6 protein-coding genes and 1 pseudogene are annotated in these 15,704 nt (G+C 59.8%); all 7 read right to left on the bottom strand.

Annotated features, from left to right (window positions below):
- Positions 1-77: 77 nt before the first annotated feature.
- The 7 genes and pseudogenes from ACFOJ9_RS07760 to ACFOJ9_RS07730 all read right to left on the bottom strand — a co-directional run bounded on the left by ACFOJ9_RS07760 (position 78) and on the right by ACFOJ9_RS07730 (position 15,448).
- Positions 78-1,811, bottom strand: a complete 1,734-nt coding sequence (locus ACFOJ9_RS07760; protein ID WP_378978227.1) for a glycerol-3-phosphate dehydrogenase/oxidase — start codon at positions 1,809-1,811, stop codon at positions 78-80.
- Positions 1,808-2,584, bottom strand: a complete 777-nt coding sequence (locus ACFOJ9_RS07755) for a DeoR/GlpR family DNA-binding transcription regulator (RefSeq protein ID WP_378978225.1) — start codon at positions 2,582-2,584, stop codon at positions 1,808-1,810. Before ACFOJ9_RS07755 ends, ACFOJ9_RS07760 begins: the two co-directional genes overlap by 4 nt.
- Complete coding sequence (locus tag ACFOJ9_RS07750) at positions 2,581-4,116, bottom strand: FGGY-family carbohydrate kinase (RefSeq protein WP_378978223.1); 1,536 nt, start codon at positions 4,114-4,116, stop codon at positions 2,581-2,583. The genes ACFOJ9_RS07755 and ACFOJ9_RS07750 overlap by 4 nt, the downstream gene beginning before the upstream one ends.
- A 413-nt stretch (positions 4,117-4,529) precedes the next feature.
- Positions 4,530-4,712 (bottom strand): annotated as a pseudogene (locus ACFOJ9_RS07745) (amino acid ABC transporter ATP-binding protein); the annotation flags it as partial.
- A 44-nt stretch (positions 4,713-4,756) separates the two neighbouring features.
- Complete coding sequence (locus ACFOJ9_RS07740; protein WP_378978221.1) at positions 4,757-6,061, bottom strand: HlyD family type I secretion periplasmic adaptor subunit; 1,305 nt, start codon at positions 6,059-6,061, stop codon at positions 4,757-4,759.
- Positions 6,061-7,806 (bottom strand): type I secretion system permease/ATPase, encoded by a 1,746-nt coding sequence (locus tag ACFOJ9_RS07735; RefSeq protein WP_378978219.1) that lies wholly within the window; start codon positions 7,804-7,806, stop codon positions 6,061-6,063. Before ACFOJ9_RS07735 ends, ACFOJ9_RS07740 begins: the two co-directional genes overlap by 1 nt.
- 28 nt (positions 7,807-7,834) lie before the next feature.
- On the bottom strand, positions 7,835-15,448 hold the full coding sequence (locus ACFOJ9_RS07730) for a calcium-binding protein (protein ID WP_378978217.1): 7,614 nt from the start codon (positions 15,446-15,448) through the stop codon (positions 7,835-7,837).
- Positions 15,449-15,704: the final 256 nt, after the last annotated feature.

Here is a 15,704-nt window from a genome sequence, read left to right as displayed (position 1 = left end):
AGATAGCTTGCGCATGGCGCATCCTTGGGCAAACCGATCGGATTGCCTTGGGGAAAGGGTACCGGCGACGGCCCCGATCAGTCCAACCGCATCAGGTTCCGGCCCTCGAGCTCCACAATTGCGGCCTCGACTTCCTCTGCAAGGCGCCCGGCGCTCCAGCCCAGCGCCCGTCCGGCGATCGTCGCAATCTCCTGCAGGTCCCGGCCTGTGAGCGAACCTGATATCGCCAGGGTGCTTCGGCGCATGACGATATCGGCCAGATGTTCGACGAACTCGTTGCGGACGATGTAGTCAATTTCCGATTTGCTGTAGCCGCCAGAGTCCAGCAGATAACCCTCGCCGTCCGGCAGATGACCCTCACCGTTCGGTTCGTACCCCGCAATCTCCAGGGCTCTGGTCCCGTAGCGCGACAGCAATTGGTCGAGACGTCGTTCTTCGATGCCTGTTTCCGACCGCGCCAGCGCCAGCCAGGTTGCTCGCGCTGCAGCATCGGCCGGGAAATCCTTGCCGCCGCCGATCGGCATGGCTTGCGTCGTCACCTTGCGGCTGCGCTGCAGACGGCCGAGCACGGTGTCGGCGACTTCCTCGGCGAAGCCGCGGAAGGTCGTCCACTTGCCGCCGACCAGCGAGATGACTGCGAAAGGTCTGTTCCGGTCCGGTTCGGCGATCGGCGCCGAGTGATCGCGGCTGATCAATCCAGGCAGCGATGCATCCGAGGCCGGCAGCGGCCTGATGCCGCTATAGGCATAGACGATCTGGTCGCGCTCGAACGCCATCCCCGGCAGCAGCGTCCGCACGCTGTCGAGCAGGTAATAGACTTCGTCAGGCTCGCAGCGCACCTCGTCGGGATTGTCGGCCTTGATGTCGGTGGAACCGACCAGCGCCAGGCCGAGGTAGTCGTAGACAAGGCAGATACGGCCGTCATCAGCTTCGAAATACAGCATGCGTCCGGCAAGGCTTCTGACCAGTTCGTCATGCTTCAACAGGATGTGCGAGCCCTTGGTGCCGCCGATCATCTTCGACGGCGCGCCAAGCAATTCGTTGACATCGTCGATCCAGGGACCGGCGGCATTGACCACCAGCTTCGGCCGCACCGAAAAGACCGCCCCGTTCTCCGGCTGAAAGGTCAGCACGCCATCGGCGGACTTCGCCAGCGCCGTGTAGTTCGCGCTGGCCGAGGCCGCGTTTGCCTGCAGCCCATCGAGGATCAGTTCGAGCACCAGCCTTTCGGGGTGGCTTATCTTGGCGTCGTAATAGGTGCCTGTAGCCACGATCGAGGGATTGAGTGCTGGCATCTCACTGAGCGCCTGGCGCCGCCCGACCATGCGGTGGCGCGGCATGACCTGGTTTCGCGAGCCATAGAAATCATAGATCATCAAGCCGATCTTGATCAGGATGGCGCCGCGGCTGCGCGGCGCGCTGGTCGAGCCGAACAGCGTCCGCAGCGCCGCCAGCATGCCTTTGCTCCAGGAAAAGATCGGGATGACGGTCGGCAGCGGGCTGACATAGTGCGGCGCGTTTTTTAGAAGCAAATTGCGTTCGAGCGTCGACTGCGCCACCAGCCCGAACTCGCCGGTTTCGAGATATTTCAGACCGCCATGAATGAGCCGCGATGGCGCGGCGCTGGTGCCGGAGCCGAAATCCGCTTTGTCGACAATCAGGCAGCTGACGCCTTGCGCGCACAGATCGCGAAACAGCCCTGCTCCGTTGATGCCGGCGCCAAGGATGACGACGTCGACCTCGCCGGTCCCGGCCATGGCGGCCAAACACCCGGCGGGATCTTCCGTACGTGTTCCTTCGCTTGAGCTCATGGCGCTTTCGTCTTGACGATGCGCAGCTTCACGCCGGCCCGTTCGAGGGCTTGCGCCCGCGCATCGCCCAGGCCTTCGGTCGCCAGCACGACATCGAAGCTGGTCAGATCGTCGAAGACGTGCAGTGCGATCCTGTCGAACTTGGCATGGTCGATCAAAAGGATGCGCTTGACCGATGCGGCCATCATCGCCTGCTTGACCCGCACGACATTGGGATCCTGGATGAAGGCCGTGGTTCCGGTGATGGCCGAAGCCGAACAGATCAGCACGTTGGCGCGCAGCTGCGCCACGGCGTTCTCGCAGACGATACCGATATAGGCGTTGTAGGTGTTGTGGTACTGGCCGCCGAGACAAATGAAGTCGAGTTCGTCGACATTGGTCAGCAGTGACGCCGTCGCCACGGAGTTGGTGATGACGGTCAGCGGCTTGACGTCGAGCAGCAGTGTCGCGACGGCGTTTGCCGTCGAGGAATCGTCCAGCATCACCACCTGGCCGGCTTCGACATAATCGAGTGCCGCCCGCGCCAGCGCGTCCTTCTCGGCCCGGTTGACCGTCACCCGGTAACGGAAGGCGCTTTCGTAGAGGCCGGAAGGCTGAACCGTCACCGCACCGTGCAGCTTGCGCAGCACGCCCTGCTGCGCCAGCCGGTCGATGTGCCGATGGATGGTCATGCGCGATACGCCGAAATGCTCGACCAGATCGTCGATGCGTACCTGGCCGAGCTTGATCACATAGTCGGCGATCTCTTCGCGTCGTTCGTCGGCCTTGATCATGCGGTCCCCCCAGTGTCTGGCCGCGCCAGCTTCTCGATCTCCGGCCAATGCGGTTCGAGCGCACCGGCTATGCGGCCATAGAGGGAAAAGCGCTCGTTGAACACAGCACTTGAGGCCGGCACCGGCTCGTATTGGCGTGCCGTCATGCCGACCTGTCTGGCGCCTTGTTGCGGCGTCGCGAAGATGCCAACCGCGGCACCCGCGCAAAGGGCAGCGCCAAAGGCCGCGGCCTCGTCGGTCGAGGTGATGGTGACCGGGGCGTTCAGCACATCGGCAAACATCTGGACGAAGGCCGGATTGCGCGAGCCGCCGCCGGTCAGGCGGATCTCGCTGATAGCAAAGCCCTCGCGCAAGGCTTCGACATGGGTGCGGTGATTGAAAGCAATGCCCTCCAGAACCGCCTTCAGCATATCGCCGCGATTGTGCCAGCCATGAAGGCCGACAAAGCTGCCGCTGGCGACATCGCCAAAGGGGGAGCCGAACAGATAGGGATGAAACAGGATGGTCGAGGGCTTCTTCAGCGCCGCGTCGATCTCCGCGGCCAGCAAGTCGTGAATGGAGCCTCCATCGGCACCTGTCTTGTCCTGCTCAGAACGGCAGAACGTGTCCAGAAACCAGTCGTAGTTTGCGGTCGAGGCGGGCGAGATCGCCATGTTGTTCCAGCGGCCTGCGTCGATGGCGTTGCGGCAGAACCAGCGCGGGTCGACGCGCGGCTCTGACGAAACGACTTCGTTGATGGAATAAGTCCCGGCGACGATCGCGAGCACGCCCTCCTCATGGCCGCCCATGCCAAGCGCCGAGGCGGTCACGTCATGCAGTCCGCATGCGACCGGAGTTCCCTTGGACAAACCCGTCATTTCAGCGGCTTCGGCAGTGACATGCCCGACGATCTCGGCAGAGTGCGCCATCGGCGGCAACGCGTCGAACAGATCGTCCAGTCCGAAGATGCGCATCGCTTCCGGCGCGAAGGCTTGCGTGCGGAAATCCGTGAATGACGTGCTGGCCTCTGTACGATCGGTACCGATCGTGCCCGACAGGCAAAAGCGCAGCCAGTCCTTGCAGGCCAGTATATGCCCGATGCGCCCATAGCGGTCGGGTTGGTTCTTCCTGATCCAGGCCAGCAGCGCCGACGGCGCCGAGACATGCGGCGCCTGGCCGGTGCGCGCCAACGCTTCTTCGAAGACCCGCTCCGCCGACCATCGTTCGACAATCTCGCCACTGCGGCTGTCGAGTGACAGGATTCCAGGCCCCAGCGGTCGACGATCCTTGTCGAGCAAATAGAGACCGTCGCCATGCGCGGTCGCTGCCACCGCCCTGATGTCGTCTGCCGGGCGGCCACAAAGGGCGATCGCCTCCTTGATTGCGTCGGCGGTCGCTTGCCAGAGGCCAGCCATGTCGCGCTCCACCCAGCGCGCATGGGGCATCGATTGCGGCACCCGCCGACGCGCCACGGACAACTGCGTGCCATCGGCATCGAAGATCACCGCCTTGGTGACAGTGAGACCGTTATCGATTCCGAGCAGACTGGGCATGGTCACCGCCTCTTTCAGCGACTGGCGATGCGCACTGCAAGGCAATCCTGCAGGCGGGGGCAAGGGCGACGGATATAGCGACGATCGACGAGCAACGGTGATACAAAAGCAATGAGCACCTAACGGATCAAACGAACCATATCGTGATGTTAATTTAACGTCAATATGTGAGACAACGATGTTGGCGCTGACGAGAATTTGGCGACCATCGGAGATATTGCGCCATCAAACTAGCTGATTTTATTAATGTTTTTCGCGCTGAAAATATCCCACTCCGACCGTTCATTCGGTCTGCGAACACGGTAGATTAACCAGCTCGATCTTGGAAGCAAAGTCAGGGCGGCCCTTCGGACCGTGTCGGGAGTCGGACAGAAAGGCAAGGGCGGCGGGCATCCCCCGCATCCCGTCAAAGGTCAGTTACGCGTATGGAAATGGCTGAGGAAGGTGCGGGTCGCCTCTCGCTCGGACTGCACCTGCCGGGCCGGGTCCTCTTCAACAATGACGCCGTCGCGCATGAAAACCACGGCATCCGCGACATCGCGCGCGAAGGCGATTTCGTGGATCACGATGATCATCGTCATGCCTTCCGCCGCAAGGTCTGGCTGACCTACGGCGTAGCAAATAGGCGTCGATCCCGTCTTCACTCCTCCCGGAAGGCCCGCTGGATCTGATCGGCCAGCGGCTTTACCAGGTAGGATAGCATGGTGCGGTTGCCGGTCGAAAAGAACGCTTCGACGGGCATGCCCGGCGCCAGGGTCAGACCTTTCAGTTTTTTCAGCTCCGTGCGCGGCAGGCTGACGCGAACCGTGTAAAAAGCCGCGCCGCTTCGCTCGTCGACGCTGAGATCGGCGGAGATTTCGCTGACGCTGCCATTCAGTTCCTGTGTCACGCGCTGATTGAACGCCGAGAGCTTCAGTGCCACGTCCTGACCGAGCGAGAGCTGATCGATGTCCTGCGGCGCGATGCGGGCCTCGACGGTCAGATCGTCGGCCACCGGCACCACGAGCATGATCACCTCGCCCGGCGAAATGACACCGCCGACCGTATGAACGGCAAGCTGGTGAACCACGCCATTCTGCGGACTGCGAATATCGATGCGTTTGAGCTGGTCTTCGGCTGACACCTTGCGTTCGACGAATTCGGATATTTTCCCCTGGACATCGCGAAGCTCGGTTGCAACCTCGCTGCGCAGATCCTGGTCGACCTGGATGATCTGCAGCCGGGTCTCGGCGATCCGGCCTTTCGCCTGTGCAATCGATGCGGTCAGTTGCCCGTGTTCGCCGTCGAGCCGAACCGCGTCGCGCTCCAGCGCCGTCATGCGGTCGATCGAGACAAGCTTCTTGAGCCAGAGTTTGCGGATGCTGTCGAGTTCGGTGCCGATCAGTTTTATTTCCTGGCTCTTGGCCTCCCGTTGTTCGGTGAGCCCCGAGGCCTCTTCGGCAAGCTGCGCGATGCGTTCTTCCAATTGAGCTTTCTGCCCGGCGCGAGCCTGCCGGCGAAACTCGAACAGCGACTGTTCGCCAGCCATGGCGCGCGCAACGGCGGTGTCATCCCGCCTCGAGGTCAGCGAGGTTGGGAAGGCGATGCCGGCATGGTCATCACGTTCGGCTTCGAGACGGGCCAGGCGCGCGTCGAATTCGTCGAGGCCCTTGGTGACGATCGCCAGGTTGGCGCGGGTGACGGTTTCGTCGAGTCGGATCAGGACCTGGCCGGATTCCACGGCATCGCCTTCGCGCGCCAGAATGGTGCCGACCACGCCACCGGTGGGATGCTGAACCTTCTTGACGCTGGAATCGACGACCATCTTTCCCGACGCGATCACCGCACCGGAAAGCTCGGTGACCGCCGCCAGACTGCCTGCGCCGCCTACGAGAAGGATGCAGGCCGCCACGCCACCAAGCAGATAGCGCCGGATGGTCCGATCGATGGTTGGGGTGACGGCCATCAGGATACATTCTCTTCAGATGCGGACACGACCTTCAAGGGAACGCCGGCCGGCCGTGTGACCTTGTTCAAGACTTCATTCTTCGGGCCAAACGCCTGGACGCGGCCATTGGCCATCACCAGAACCTGGTCGAGGCTTGCGAGCGCGCTCGGGCGGTGCGCTACGACCACGGCTATGCCGCCGCGCGCACGAACGCCCTGGATGGCTTCCGTCAACGCAGCCTCGCCTTCGGCATCGAGGTTCGAATTGGGCTCATCGAGAATGACCAGGAAGGGGTCGCCATAAAGAGCGCGCGCCAGCGCCACCCTTTGCCGCTGGCCTGCCGACAGCGCCGACCCGGCCTCGCCGATCCGTGTCTCGTAGCCCTCCGGCAAATGCACGACGAGGTCGTGAACGCCCGCCGCCCGGGCCGCCGCCAATATCTTGTCCGAAGCGGCTTGAGGTTCGAAACGTGCAATGTTTTCGGCGATGGTGCCGTCGAAAAGCTGCACATCCTGCGGCAGATAGCCGACATGACTGCCGAGTTCTTCCGGCGACCACTGGTCGAGCGTCGCTCCATCCAGCCTCACGGTTCCACGCATGGGAAGCCATATTCCGGCAATCGCGCGGACCAACGACGACTTGCCCGAGGCGCTCGGACCGACGATGCCGAGCCCAGCACCCTTCTCAAGCGCAAAGCTGGCATCCTGGACGACAACGCGGCGTTCCCCCGGCGGCGTGACGCTGATGGCTTCGACCTTAAGGGTGGAGGTCGGCGCCGGCAGGTCGACACTGGTTGCGGTTTCGGGAAGCAGTGCCAACAACTGGGTCAGCCGGGCCCAGGCCTGGCGGGCATTGACGAAGCCTTTCCAATGCGCGATCGCTAGTTCGATCGGCGCCAGCGCCCGGCCCATCATGATCGAGCTGGCGATCATGATGCCGCCCGTCGCTTCCTGATGGATGACGAGCCAGGCGCCGATCGCCAGTATGCCCGACTGCAGCATCATGCGCAGGATCTTCGAGACCGTTCCAAGCGTGCCGGCCAGATCGCTGGCTTTCGCGTTGGTGCTGAGATAGTTGGCGTTGATGCCCGACCAGCGCTCGGCAATGCGCGAGCCGAAGCCCATCGCCTGCAGCACCTCGACATTGCGGCGCGTGGCCTCCGCAAGCGTGTTGCGGGCGGCCGCCTGGCTGTTGGCTCTTTTGGCGGGCTCGCGCGTACGGGCCTCTGCAAACAAGGTCAGGCCGAACAGAATGACGGCGCCGGCCAGTGCCGTCATGCCGATCCAGAAATGGAAGAGGAAACATATGCCGAGGTAGAGCGGCATCCACGGCAGGTCGAAAAGGGCCGTTGGGCCAACGCTCGACAGAAATGACCGGACCTGATCGAGATCGCGCAGGGACTGCAAGCCATCGCCCGCCAGCTTGGTGCGCAAAGGCAGGCGCATGAGCGCGGTGTAGACCTGGCCGCTCAACTGTGCGTCCAGACCCATGCCGATGCGCACCAGCAGGCGCGACCGGATGAGTTCAAGCACGCCCTGGAAAACAAACAGCGTGCCGGCAAACACCGCCAGCCCGACAAGCGTCGGCACGCTGCGGCCAGGGATGACGCGATCATAGACCTGCAGCATGAAGAACGAGCCGGTCAACGCCAATATGTTCACGACACCGCTCATCAGCGCAATGCCGGCAAACGCACGGCGGAAAGAAGCCAGAACCGCTGCGAGAGTTGTTCGCGACGGTTCTGACGGGCGGGACTGCGGCATCGCGTTCAAGTGCATTCCAGTTCAGGCATCAGGCGGCGATGAACTGGAAATCGTCCTGATGGAGGTTCGCCAAGGCGACGTTCTTCAAGGTCAGGACATTGCCGGGGTCGTGCGTGATCACCGTGTCGGCGCCGACCTGGGTAGCTGCGGCGAGGACGGAAGCGAAGTCGTCGAAGACGGTGTCGGCGAACTGGACGGTGTCATCGGATCCCATGCCTGTGACGAAGTCCGTGATGTTGTCGAGACCAAAGTTGGATCGGAAGATGAACGTGTCGTTGCCAGCCCCACCGGACAGGAGATCCTGGCCGCCGCGCCCCTCTATTACATCATTTCCGTAGCCACCGAGAAGCGTGTTGGCAGACGCATTTCCCAGAAGAGTATCGTCGGAAGCGGTGCCTGTGACGTGTTTGATGTTCGTCAGCGTCTCCGTTTCGCTCAGCGCGAACACGGTATCGCTCAAGGGGAAGGTGCCGGTATAGTGCACCACCTGAGCACCAGGCTGTGAGATCGCGTCTTGCAGCGTTGCAGTCGACGACAGCTCCTGGTTGGTAACGACCACGTCAAAATCGCCGAGCCGGTTCGAGTAATCCGCTCTATTGAAAATGACAATCTGGTCGATGGTGGCGGCTCGGCCGAGGTCGACTTGCCACCATTCGCCGACATTGGGCGTTCCGGTGTGGGTCACCGAGTTGTGGTTGAAATTTCCATCCGTATTCCCATCGATAGCGCGGCTGGCATCGCCTCCCCAGCCGGTGGTCTTCTGGCTGGCCGTGCCGGTCAGGGCAACATTTTGCCCGCTTTCGAATACCTGCACTTCCGCCAGAGAAAGATAGTTCCCATTGGTCTGGTAGAGCCGAACGAATTGGCCAACCATGGCAGGATTGTTCACGACCGCAGTTTGAAGTGCCAGGTCGACGGACACTGACCCCGAATTGGAGGAATAACTGACAGTCGTACTAACCTGTTCAAGCAAATCCGCCCTCGTCCAGATCGTTCCATCGGCGAAGACGACCTTGTCTACACCCTGGCCATAATAGTCATTGAGGCTCTCTTTGAGCAGGACCGAACCGCCGTCACCGGCACCCGGTGTGCTTTCGGCGATCACCACCGTCACGTCATTCCCGCTGCGAACCAGGCTCACGGCCGAAGGATTGATGTCGCTGAATACCAATTGGTCGTTAGAGCCGCCGTTGGTTCCCTCGGTGATGGTATCTTTGCCATCGCCACGGGCGTAGACATAGGTGTCGTCACCGCCAGCGCCGCTGAGTGTGTCGTTACCTGCTTTGCCTACCAAGCGATCATTGCCGGAAGTGCCGGAAATCGTTTCGGCATTGGCCGTGCCATAGATCGAAGCGAGACCTGTAAGGATGCCGTCCAGGCTCCAGTCGTTGCCACCCAGGACAGAGCCGTCGTCAAAGACGATCTTCTCGACGCCGCCTTCCTGATCGAACTGATTGTCCAGCGTAATTGTCTGACCGGTCGCCAGAACGCGCATCACCACACCGGATAAATCATTATACGGACGCTCGAATCGGACATCGGTCTGGTTGATGCCGTCCAGAATGAGTGTGTCGACGTCAGTACCGGTGGCAACCTCGTTGATCACATCGTTACCGTCACCCAATATGTAGGTGTAGCTGTCGTTGCCCGCTTGGCCGACCAGCAGATCGTCGCCAAGGCCAGCGCGCATATCGTCGTTACCGGCGGTTCCGGTGATCGTCTCATTGCCGGCCGTGCCACCGACATAACTGATATGGGCATTCATATCGGCGCGGGTCCAGATCGTTCCGTCGGCGAAGACGATGTTTTCGACACCCTGACCGTAGTAGTCAGCAAGCGTGTCCTTGAGCAGCACCGAGCCACCGTCGCCGGCGGCCGGCGCACTCTCGGCAATCACCACTCTCACATCATTGCCGTTTCGAACCAACGTCACCGCTGCCGAGTTGATATCGCTGAATGCCAGCCGGTCATTGCCACCGCCGCTTGTGTTCTCAACGATGGCGTCGTTTCCATCGCCCCGAGCATAAACGTAGCTGTCGTCACCTGTCCCGCCACTGAGGCTGTCATTGCCCTTCCCTCCATGCATTATCCCTGAGGCAGGCGATCCCACCAGAACGTCATCGCCATCCGTTGCGGAGTCGGACACCGACATCTGCCGCAGGAAGTCCGCGTTCCAGATGACACCGTTGTCGAACTCGATGGTTTCGACGCCATACTGGTCATAGTGGTAGATGCCATTTTGAGGTCCGGTGACCGTGAGGCTGCTTGCGTCACCAGCGCCCGGAGCGCTCTCTGCTATTTCAAGGACAAGGCCGCCGTTGAGGCGTGAGACGCTGACTTTCGCAGGATCGACATTATGCAAGCGGATCCGATCGTTCGAGCCGGTTTCCGCGATCGTCTCGAAGATGGCGTCATTGCCATCGCCGCGCGTGTAGTCATACAGGTCGTTGCCGAGACCACCAGTCAATGCGTCGTCGCCCGCACCTCCGACCAGGGTGTCATTGCCCAAATAGCCGTCGAGCGTGTCGTTACCCAATCCTCCCGACAATGCGTCATTGCCCGATCGCCCGTCGAGAAAATCGTCGCCGGCGCCGCCAACGAGTTGGTTGTCAGCGCTGTCGCCATGGATCTCGTCGTTGAACGCCGTTCCGATGATGTTTTCGAGACCTCGCAAAGTAGCCACGAGCCGCAAGCTTCCGACCTGCAACGATGGACCATCGCTTGTCTTCGCCTCGCCCTGGTTCTCGACGAGGTCGACATGGATGGCTGCGCCAAAATTCTGGAATGTCGCGGTATCGGTACCTGCTCCGCCGTCGAGAGCGTCGACATCGCCAGGATCGGCAATGGTCAACGCAAGCGTGTCATTGCCGATGTCGCCGAAGATGAGGTCGCTACCACCCTTCCCGTCGATGAAATCGTTGCCGCGACCACCTTCGATCCGCTGATCCAGATATGAACCGATGAGCGTCTCGTCACCGGTGCCCCCTGCAAAGAAGGCGGAGCCCTCCTGAGCCCAGAAGCGGATGTCTTCCCGGTTCCAGACGGTACCGTCAGCGAACACCAGGCGCTCAAGACCTCGCCCCACATCTGGCCGGCCCCAGAAAGCCCCTTCATCGGTAATCCTCTGCCCTGTGGGCACAATCGTAATGTAAAGATTGTATCCGTCCGTGGAGAGCGCGACATCTTCTGGATTGATTCCGTTCAATACCAGCGTGTCGGTTTCCTGGAGCGAACGCGATCCATCCACAATCAGATCGTTTCCGTCACCCAAATTGTAGATATAGGTGTCATTTCCGTTCATGCCCCCTGGATTATAAGCTTGCCAATTTTGAGGAGCGGAAACGTGAATGTCGTCACCGATACCGCCAATAAAGGTATCGTCCATGGTATCTTGGCCGCTTTGGAGCGTGTCGTTCGTATTGGTTCCGCGGTACCAGGCTTTTGCCAGCATCGCTGCCCGGTCCCAGACGACGCCATCCGCAAATTCGATACGGTCGATGCTGTGATTGGTGCTGGAAAAACTCCAGTAAAACCGTGCGTTCGTGATGATCTGGCCAGTGACCAGGTCTTTGACAAGAAGATCGTCGCCAACTCTTGAGAGTTCGACGTCGTCCGAATCAATGTCGATCAATCGCAGCGTGTCGACCTCAGTGGTCGAGTGAGAACCATCGACTATGAAATCGTTTCCGTCACCGTGGCGGTAGATGAATGTATCGTTGCCATTGCTGAGGCCCCGATCCCACACTTGCCAATACGAAGCGGCGGAAGCAATGACATCATCCCCCTGCCCGCCGTCGAAGGTCTGGTTCCACATATTGTCGTTTTGGAGAAAATCTCGCGAACTAGTGCCGCGCAGCCAGCTCGCCTCGGCATGCGACCGCATCTGCGCCCTGTTCCAGGCAACACCGTTGGCGAATTCGATCCGATCGATGCCGGAGCCCGTCGTCCCATCAATATAAATAAAGTCCACGCCGGTGATCGTTTCGTTCGTCTGAAGCATCCGTATGACAAGGCTGGTGCCGCCGAAGGACAACTCCACCTCGTCAGAATTTATGTCGGACAATACCAGCCGGTCTATTTCCGTGAGAGATACAGCGGAGTCGGAAATGACATCGTTTCCATCCCCCAAGGCGTAAAGGAAAGTATCGTCTCCGTTATCGCTGCTGTTAACCCCCGACTGTATGAAGTCGTCGCCCTTGCCGCCGTCGAATGTATCATTCTCGACACCTGAGTCCATCAAAGTGTCCGAGCCGTCGCCGCCAATCAACTGATCGGTTCCGGCTCCGCCCATCAGCGTATCGTTTCCATTGCCGCCGTAGAGCAGGTCGTCGCCGGCACCGCCGTCGAGGTAATCATTGCCGGCTGCGTCCGGAGTTACCGAGCTTCCATACCCAGCTAACGGTGCGTCACCGAACAGGATATCGTTGCCGCCACGGCTCACCAAGGAATCGTTACCGGCGCCGCCCGTGAAAAAATCATCACCGCTGCCGCCGGTTACAGAATTGTGCCCCGCTACTTCGTGGAATACGTTGTTGTAGTTGTCGTTGCCTTGGGCATCGACATAGCCCGAAAACACGTCATTGTCGCCAACGCCAATTGGTCCTGAGCCAACTATGTGCCCGGAGTTGCCGAACTCATCCGTGAAGTAGGCCCATTGCAGATTTCCATTGACGTACTCGGACCATGTCCAGAAATCTCGACCCAGGTAATCTTCCCCCGTCTTATCGAAGATTTGCTGCCTGTTCAGCGTCGTCCCGCCAGCGAACGTGATCTGATCGACCCCGTAAGCCGTCGCTGCCCAATCCTCGACAAGATTGTCCGTGTACGCAAAAAAGTCGCCGACGGAGATGACTTCTCCGGAGGATCCGACAGTTATCTGAAGGCTGTCTCCATTATACGAAAATTTTACATCACTCACATATACATCTGCAAGAATAAGCCTGTCGGCATCGGAAAGATTGTTGATGTTGTCAGATATATAGTCGCTACCATCCCCTTTTTTCCACACGTATATGTCAGCTCCGACACCGCCATCCATCGTATCGTTGCCGTGACCGCTGGTGAAAGTATCATTGAAAGCTGAACCGTAGAGACCGTTCGCATTGTCGTTCCCGCGAATCCAGGCCTCCTTGACGATCGTCTGCCGGTCCCACACGGCACCGCTTGCAAACTGGATCCTGTCGATACCCCAGCCATGATCGCTCCAGTCGTTCAGCTGGTTCGGTGCGCCGCTCTGGTAGAAGAACATCTGGTCGGTGATGAACTCACCCGTCGCCAGGATCTTGATGGTCAGCGCGTTGCCGACACGTGACAGCTCGACATCGGACGGCATCATGTTGGCCAGGACAAGCCTGTCGATCTCCGTCTTGATACCGCTGGTGTCGTTGATGACGTCGAAACCGTCACCCGCGGCATAGAGGATCGTGTCGCTGCCGGTACCGATCCTGATTTCGTCGTCGCCCTTGCCCCCCTGCAGAACGTCGTTGAGTGCCGTATCCTGAACGAGGTTGTCGCGGCCGTCGCCGACTGTGGTCGTGTGACTGCGGATCGTCTCGCGGTCCATCAGCGAACCGTCGGCAAAGCGTATCTGGTCGATGCCGAGATTCTTCGCGCCCCAATTGGCGAAGAAATCTTCCGAGACGATCTTCTCGATCGAGCCCGAAATCTTCAAGATCAGGTCGTTGCCGATCCGCTCGAAGGTGAGATCCGTCGCCGCCAGATTGGTGAGGAACAGAGTGTCTTTTTCAACCAGCGACATCGAGCTGTCGCGGATGTAGTCGGTACCGTCGCCGCGCGTATAGACGAACAGGTCACTGCCGGCTCCGGAGACCAGCAAATCGTCGCCCTTGCCGCCGACAAACACATTGTCGCCATCGGTACGCACCATGCCATCCGCGCCGTCCGTTCCAAGCGCTGCCGTTCCGCCGGCGATTTCGGTGGCGATCAGCCGCAGATCGTGATCGGCAATGGTCGAGAGCACGGTGTTGGCCGTCGTCAGATAGGCAGTGCGATCACCCTCGAACGCAACTGGCACCACCCCTTCTAGCCCCGAGATCGTCTTGACGAGGTAGCTCGCCGCTGCCCCAGTCGCTTCCGGCATCATCCCCTTAATGAGGTCTAACACCATGCCGACATTGCCGGGTGTTTCCGGCGGCTCGGTGCCAGCCGGCCATTCATGCCGGAAGTCGAGCAAGGCATAGAAGAAGTAAGGGCTTTCCAGCGCGCCCAGCAAATCTCCGCCTCTGGCGATCGTGCTTCCCGCCGTCTGAGCCAGGAAGGCCGTCAGCATGACATCGACGATCTGGTCGAAGCTGGCTTCGATGTTGGCGCCGAACTGTTGCGTCGTCGGCGAGGTCGAGAGCTGCTGGCCTGTATAGATTTCCTTGTACGCGACGCCGAAGAATTTTTCGACGAAGGCCAGATGCTGGGCGTCGACATACTGCCCACGCGTCCCTTCGGCAATGCCACCCACGGACGCCCAGCGCAGCAGCAGATCCTCGAAGGCGGAACGCAACTGCTCCGGCGACAGTGTCGCCGCTGCATCGGTCAGCGCGGTCCAGTCCGCCTTGAACGCGGCATCCTGCGTCGCCATCCAGGCGATCGAATTGATCTGGCCGGACCCCGGCAATTGCGGCAGCTTGTCGACACCTTCAGCCAGCGTGAAGTTGGGCGTGTTGTCGGCGCGCGTATCCTGCCGGTCGGTCTGAAAATAGATGGTCTGGGCGGTACCGGTCGTGCCGTTCGCCCGCGTGAACAAGGCTTCGTAGCCGAGGTCATGGCCGGCGTTGGCGCCAGTGACATCGGTTCGCGTCAGCGCGATCGAGACGATGCCGGCCTCGGCCAGCGTCATCATCTCGCCGGCATCGGACACACCATCCTGGTCGAGGTCCTGCCAGACCCTGAGCGTGCTGAACACCGAATCGGACGCATCGATCCTGCCGTCGCCATTGGTGTCGAAAGTCTCCAGAACGGCGAACCCGTCCTGCGTGGACGAACCGAAGAGTTCGGACACGCCGTCGACGACGCCGTTTCCATTGGCATCGACAACCAGAATCCCGTCATCGGCTGATACCCAGCCGGTGCGTTCGGCAAAGCCGTCACCGTCATAGTCGAAGTGGACTGGGGAGCCGGCAAGCGGCGAAAGGTGGATGCCGTCACCGCCGAGGTCGAGGATAAGGGGATCATGAAAGATATTCAAAAGCGGCGCGACCAAAGCAGCCGGACCGAAAAGCAGGCCGAATGACAAAAAAGTAAAATCAACAATCGGAGAATCTAAATTGATCAGTTGAAAGAACTTAAAAAAAGCAAATGCATCAGTAATTCCAATTGGAATATACTGCCCGACATCTTTCAGAATATACAATATACCATCTATGTTTACAAGAGATTCATTGGAGTAGTCGATACCGTTATAGTGAATATAGTCGCCAGAAAACTCAACCTCCAAAAGACTCTGGCCGAAGGCCTTTATCATGGTGAGCAAATCCCCAAACGAAATCGAAGCTCCAGGCACGTCCTCCCCGATAAACCAGGCGAGTACATTTCCCGCATACGAACTCGGAGGCAGCCCCAAAGCTTGCCAACTGCCAATCTCCAACTCCATTGTTTTGGATGTGTCTGGCAAGTAAGTAATGCTCACCATCGAACGTATCATTTATGTACGACAGTTCATCATTAGCGATTTGTGCAGATATGTTAGTTTGCAAGGCATAGAACTGTGAAGCAGATCCAATCTGGCTAATAGTATATTCATGAGATAGCGTACCAAATACACCCTGACCTGTTGGGCCAGGTATATATAGCGCCGAAATCGTTGAGCCATACGTATATTTCAGATAATGAAACTGCGTATAATTCCCCGCTAAGCGCAGCATCCCGTAGACCTTGAAGCTGCGACG

This window comes from Mesorhizobium cantuariense (assembly GCF_042647205.1).
Taxonomy (GTDB): Bacteria; Pseudomonadota; Alphaproteobacteria; order Rhizobiales; family Rhizobiaceae; genus Mesorhizobium; species Mesorhizobium cantuariense.
This window is presented reverse-complemented; position numbering and strand designations above follow the sequence as displayed.